The sequence below is a fragment of the Ktedonobacteraceae bacterium genome (assembly GCA_035653615.1).
Taxonomy (GTDB): Bacteria; Chloroflexota; Ktedonobacteria; order Ktedonobacterales; family Ktedonobacteraceae; genus DASRBN01.
The window spans coordinates 251,042-257,499 of the sequence record DASRBN010000033.1 but is presented as its reverse complement, the minus strand read 5'-3'; the positions used below and the strand labels follow the sequence as shown (position 1 = coordinate 257,499).

The 6,458-nt window shown below is 52.8% G+C and carries 4 protein-coding genes; 2 read left to right on the top strand and 2 right to left on the bottom strand.

Going from position 1 to position 6,458, the window contains the following annotated elements; all coding sequences use genetic code 11:
* Window positions 1-498 precede the first annotated feature (498 nt).
* On the bottom strand, window positions 499-1,863 hold the full coding sequence (locus VFA09_19335) for a PQQ-binding-like beta-propeller repeat protein (GenBank protein ID HZU69439.1): 1,365 nt from the start codon (window positions 1,861-1,863) through the stop codon (window positions 499-501).
* Between the two features lie 459 nt (window positions 1,864-2,322).
* On the opposite strand from VFA09_19335, the gene VFA09_19330 reads away from it, so the two are divergent.
* Window positions 2,323-3,222 carry an NAD(P)H-binding protein gene (locus tag VFA09_19330; GenBank protein ID HZU69438.1) on the top strand — a complete coding sequence of 300 codons (900 nt, stop codon included), beginning with the start codon at window positions 2,323-2,325 and terminating at the stop codon, window positions 3,220-3,222.
* A gap of 211 nt (window positions 3,223-3,433) precedes the next feature.
* Window positions 3,434-5,383 carry an adenylate/guanylate cyclase domain-containing protein gene (locus VFA09_19325; GenBank protein ID HZU69437.1) on the top strand — a complete coding sequence of 650 codons (1,950 nt, stop codon included), beginning with the start codon at window positions 3,434-3,436 and terminating at the stop codon, window positions 5,381-5,383.
* Between the two features lie 207 nt (window positions 5,384-5,590).
* Here the strand turns inward: VFA09_19325 and VFA09_19320 are convergent, their stop codons facing one another.
* The gene (locus VFA09_19320) at window positions 5,591-6,454 is read right to left on the bottom strand and encodes a GNAT family N-acetyltransferase (protein HZU69436.1); all 864 of its coding nucleotides are present in this window, start codon (window positions 6,452-6,454) and stop codon (window positions 5,591-5,593) included.
* Window positions 6,455-6,458: the final 4 nt, after the last annotated feature.

Below are 6,458 nucleotides of genomic sequence, written 5' to 3'. Positions count from 1 at the left end.
GATAGCGGCTCCTTGAGAACCATCCTTGTAGACCTGGCTACTTGGATGGTTTTTTCATCCTGAAACTCCGTTCTCTTTTTGAGGCGATTGGCTCAGGTTGAATACATGTGCAGACCATTTTGAAAACAGTCGGCTTCTCCTGGATGTGATCGGCGGGCGACCACCGGGGTACACTCATACATGCCCATGGAAAAGCGGCAGGAAGCAGGCCCTTTCGCGATCTCCCGTTTGGGATTGAAAGAAAGCGTGGTGTTTTCTTAAAAATAGCCATGTATGTCAGCAACGATGATTCGTCGAATAAGGCATGAAATAATTGCCTGAGATATGCATCATGCTTGTTCTGGACAGGACTTGTGTGCAGCCGCGGGAAAAGGCTATCATGTTCCCAACAGCAATCAGATCGAAACCCATAATTTTAGTTAATAATAACAGGGTGCAATGAAGGATCGGTGTGATTCCGGTTGAGAAAGGGTTAAGAAGGCCGGCCTCCTATCGCTATCACACGGTAAAGGCAAAAACCGTGCCATTCGTTGAGGTGGCATAGAGAAAGCCGTTCGAGATGATCGAGGCGCTGTAGATCAATTTCTTCACCGAGTATGAGAACAGGATGGCGCCGTTGGTCGCAGCACGGACTTCTACAGTCGATCCTTGATTATCGATGACCAGGTCGCCGGTGCAGGTGACGGGCGAGAGCATTTTGCCGGGGGTGTGGAAAAACCAGAGGGACGTGCCTGTAGTGACGACGAACGCGTCGACAGTGCCTCCATACGGACGCCTATGGCTCACACCTCCGGCAGAACCGGTATAGATCACGCCATTGTTATAGCAGGAGGATGAGATGTTATCTCCATTGACCTTGCCGGAACTGCTCGATAGGGCCTGTTGCCATAACGGACCGGCGGCGAGGTCTGTACGGTCAAGCATATAATAGATGCCATTTTTGTTCAGAGCGCCAATGTAATGCCTGCCATTGTAATCAAAGAGGGTTGGTGTGGCGCCGAAATCACCATCGGTGCTTTGCTGGGATTGTGGGATTTGCCAGCGGTCCTTGATGGCCAGTGTAGAGTCGTCCAGGGCTACAAAGGCTTCCGCGTTGGGCTGCTCCTGGAGGTGTTTGCCCTGGTTGTTACCTGTAGTGATATAGATGGTGTTGGTAGCGGCATCGACGGCGGGGGAACTCCAGACGGGCGCGCCCTTGTGACCATCTGGAACCAGGGAAATACTGGCCATGATTGAACCGTCAACGGTACTCAGGGCCAGAACTTTTCCCTGAACTTCGGGCGAATCACAGTTGGATGCCAGTCCGATATAGAGTTCATTGTTGTAGATGAGCGGGGATGACCAGTTATAGTACGGTGGGGGACTGATCAGTGTTTTCCAGATAATTGATCCATCAGCAGTATTCAATGCGTACATATTCCCATCGCCACCGCCGACGTAGAGGACACCGTTGTCGATAGTGGCTGTCGAGGTAATACCTTTCGCAATACATTGCTTCGTTTTCGGCTGGAGACCCAGAAATTGCTTCCAGCGTTCAGCACCGGTCGAGGCGTTGAGGGCATATTCGTAGCCGTCCCAGGAGCCGATGTAGAGGACGCCATTGGAGGTGACGGGTGAAGCTGCTATCGTGCCGCCCGTTTTGAATGTCCAGGCCAGGTGCAGGTTACTGGCGGTTTTAGCAGTGATCGTCGTCTCAAAGAGATTGGTTCCGGTACGAGCTCCGGTATACATAAAAGTGGGCCAATCTCCATTGCTGTCCCCATGAGCCGTGACAGGTGGAAGCGAGAGCAGCGTAACGGTTCCCAGCAGTATGGCAAGTAGCAAAAGGCTGCCACTTGATAGCAGTGACTTTCGTTTTATCATAAAGATACTTTTCGCAAAAATCCGGCAGATTGACATCGACACCATGCTCTATGTTAACAAAGTGCAATGGTGGGTTGGTGTGATTCTGGTTAAGAACACGTTAATTTAGGATGAGCAGACTCACCCCTCTATTCATGTTTCTACCCGCTCGTATCTTAGCCAACTACGCGCTATACTTGTAGCAGAGATTTTAGAATAGTATTCCCGGTCATCACGCGGTGGCAGGAACAGGATTACTTGCTTTTATCCTTCATGGCGTCTCTTTTATAAGAGTTTTCAGGGACTAATAACGAAAGGCCATCATGAGTTTTAACCAAATAGTCCGGCAATGGGCGCGGGCCGATGAATCGGCGGTGGGCGCGATCAATCGGCCCCTACGGCACAGCCGCGGGTCCGATTGATCTGCTTGTTGCCAGAGTATTTTGTCAAAATTCATCAGGAGCAGCATAGGAGGCTGGTATGATACTTATTACGGGCGCAACCGGTTATGTTGGGCGGCATCTTGTCGCGCGGCTTGTCGAAAAGGGCGAAAGGCCGCGCTGCCTTGTACGCGATAGCAGGCGCGCGGCGAGCATATTGCCTGCCGATAAAGTGGAATTCGCGCAGGGCGATACGACAAACCCGGCTTCGTTAGAGGCAGCGGTGCGGGGTATAGATACCATCGTGCATGCCGCGTTCATTACTGCCGACCACAAACAAACTACCGGCAACCAGTATGAGACAACGAACGTGCAGGGCACAACTAACCTGATTCAGGCGGCTAAGGCGGCGGGCGTCAGGCGGATGATTGAGATCAGCGGGCTGGGTACGAAGCCTGCTAAGCCGGGGAGCTATATGCAGGGCCGGTACCTGGCGGAAAAGATGCTCAAGGAAAGCGGCCTGGATTGGACGATTATCCAGCCTTCGGTATTGTTCGGCAAGGATGCGCCTTTCATCAAGGGCCTGGCCGATTTGATTCGCACGTCGCCGGTGGTGCCACTTATCGGTGGAGGCAAGGTCATGTTCCAGCCCATTTATGTGGAGGATGTCGTGACCGTTATTATCAAGGTTTTAGAGGACCCGGTGCGCACCAGCGGCAAAACTTATACTATCGGCGGGCCGGCCTATTACTCTTTCACGCAGATCATAGACGCGCTCATGCGTGCCATGCATAAGATACGCATCAAGGCCCCGGCTCCCACCTCGCTGGTGGGCCTCGGTTCGGCAGTGATGGAGTTGGTGCTGCCCAAACCTCCGCTGACAACAGCCGCGATGACACTTTTTTCTTTTGATAATACGACCGACCTGCAGGCGGTCGAGAGGGATTTCGGCTTCACGCCTATGTCGTTTACAAAATACCTGGACGAACAAGGAGTGTGAGGCGCTAGTTCAGCAGTTGGGGAGAGTAAGCCTCTGCCTTTTATCAAACAGGATCATTCCCACTGCCTGAAAACATCCTCATATGCTATAATTGTTGGGTGTGCGCGTCTAACAGGATAAGGGGTATACCCTGAGTTCCTGACCGCTTGCAAAAACAGTGTTGCGACATAGTACACCCGCTGACAATAGTATTTAAGCATGGAGGAATGCTGTGGCTGTACCGGCGAATATACCTGATTCCGATGAGACTACCAATAGTACCTTGCGCTCGCTGGGGGAGCAACTTCTGCACATCTCGCGTATGCTGCACGAGCATACACGCAAGCTAGAGGTAGCAGTCGAGGGTACTTACGCGGGTGAAAGCGGCGATCCACGCGTGCGCCTGCTGAACGAATCATTGCGTATCAGCCGTACTGCCGATCTTGAATTGGGACGGCTCAATCAAAACGCGCAGCGTGTCCTGCTCACCTTCCAGGAACGCTTGAACCGTGCCACGCAACAATCTCCGGTTCAACCCGTGTCGCTGCCACCTTCTGTCAGAAGCAATTTTGAGCAAGAGCGCGAACTGCTCACTACAAATATCAGCAACCTCGAACGCAAGCGTAATGAACTGGAGACGCTCTATGAAATCGCGCGCGTTCTCAATTCCACACTTGAATTTGATAAAGTATTGCGGCTGGTGATGGACGAGGTCATCGATGTTGTTAAGGCCGAGCGGGGTTTCCTCGTACTGATTAATCCGGCCACCAACCAGCTTGAATTTACGATTGCGCGCGATAAGGAGAAGCGTACTATTGATCAGAGCGCGTTCCAGTACCAGATCAGCCGCAGCACAGTCGAGCGCGTGGTGAGGACACAGGTGCCCGTCATTACCTCGGATGCCATGCTTGATGATGCCTTGAAAGAGCAAAAGAGCATCATGACCTATGGCATCCGTTCAATTATGTGCGTGCCACTGATGGTGCGGGGCAACTGTATTGGCGCGGTTTATGTCGATAGCCGCATGAAAACCAACCTGTTCAGCAACAATCAACGCGATGTGATGCTTGCCTTCTGCCATCAAGCTGCCATTGCCATCGACAATGCGCGTCTCTTCGCCGACCTCAACCAGGCTCTGCGCAGGGTTGAGGAAGACAAGAGCTACATGGACAACATCTTTGCATCTATCGCAAATGGCGTCATCACCACCGATTCGAACGGTATTATCACAAAATTCAATGAAGCGGCGGGCTGGATTCTACAAATCGACTCCCTGTCAGCAGTGGGGAAACATTACCGGGACGTATTTCAAGTCCTACCGCAGGCGCGCATCATTGAATACCTGCAAAATGCCATGGTCCAGCACGATCATGGCACGATTGTGCCTAATAACGTCGATTGCGAAATTACGGGTCGTGGCCTGGTCAATCTGAGCATCTACGTCTCTTCCTTGCGCGATTCGGATGGGAACCATATTGGTATGGCGCTGGTCATCGATGATCGCACCGAACTGAAGCGCTCAGAGGCCAGGGTCAAAGAAGTGCGGCGCATCTTCGGTCGCTTCGTGCATCCCAATGTTGTACAGCGATTGATTGAAGATCCAAGCGCGTTGAACCTGGGTGGAGAAATCAAGGAAATAACGGTCATCTCCGCCGATATTCGCGGTTTTACACGCATGAGCGAGGGCATGGCATCCGGCGAGGTGGTCAACCTGCTCAATAACTATCTTGATATCATGGTCAAAGAGATCTGGGACGAGGGTGGTACGATCACAGGATTCTGGGGTGATGAACTGATGGCCATCTTTAACGCGCCCCTGACTCAGGATGACCATGTACTACGGGCCGTTCGCGCTGCCTGGAAAATGCGGCTTGCCGTACTTGAGTACCAGCGATCTCAACCGCTGTCTACACCAATTTCGTTCGGCTTCGGGGTCAACACGGGAGAAGCGATGGTGGGCAACATCGGCTCGCGCGAGTATATGCAGACCTATACCGCTATCGGAGATGCCGTCAATGTGGCATCCCGCCTGCAACACAATGCCGCCGATAATAATATCCTGCTGAATCATTCCACTTTTATCAGAGTCAGGCAACACGTGCAGGTTACTAAATTGCCCCCACTGGCGGTGAAGAATAAGACCGAACCGCTGGATGCGTGGTGTTTGATCGGTTTGGTGTGATGCAGATTGTTCACCAGTAAAATCGGTCATGTCATTCTGAGGCCCCGGACGCTGTGATTGGTCACCAGTAAAATCGGTCATGTCATTCTGAGCGCCGCGAAGAATCGCAGGATCCCTGGCCTGAGATTCTTCCCCGTTCGCTGCGCTCAGGGCTTCGGCTCGCGCGCTCAGCATGACATGAGTGGCTGGCTGTGCATAAATGTATCATCACAGATTTTTGCGCAGGACAAAGCCGACCTGGGAGATGCGCACGAATCCGAACCATTCGTAGAGGCGGTGCGCGTGCGTGTTGTCGTCCTGGGTGTTGAGCATGATACGGGTGACTTTTGCCTGTTTGAAGAAACGGATGGCTTCGGCCATCAGACGCGCGCCTATGCCCTGACCATTCAATGATGGATGCACGGCGATACGCACGAGATAGCCGAAGTCGCCATCCAGCGCATTGAACTGGTAGCCGATGATTTTGCCGTCCAGTTCAGCTACTACGAAGTAGGGGTGCGTTGCGATGATATCGGTGAATGAGATTGCGTCATAGCGCCAGAAATCTTCGAAACAGGCATCTTCGATTGCCATCAATGCCGGTATATCTTCGATCTCGACCGGACGCAGCCTGACAAGCTGGTTGCCAGGTGTGGGGATGCTGAAGTCGAACTTGTCGTAGGCGTATAGCAGGCGATAGGGTCGGAAGCCGCGCGGCAACAACACGTCGCGCAGCCAATCATTCTGCAGGTCGTTGCCGGAGTAGTGCAGGTAGCGCACGCCGCGATTGACCAGTGGGCGCGCCAGGTGGTCGATGAGGATATCGAGATGCTTCATATAGGAACGGCTCTCCGTCCAGCTTACGCCAAAACCGGCCAGCCAGGCGGAGGGAGGATTGACCGTTTGCGACAGGATAAAACTGCTCAGAGATGTGCCGTTGAACACGCCAACCGCCGGATAATGCTTGAGCAGGCCGGGAAGCTCATCCAGCGTAAAACGCTGGTACACATACTCAGAGGTATTGAGCAGGCGCGTTATCAAGGGAAGGTCATCAGTTGTGAGCATACGCACATGTTCAGCACCGCGAGGCATGCTT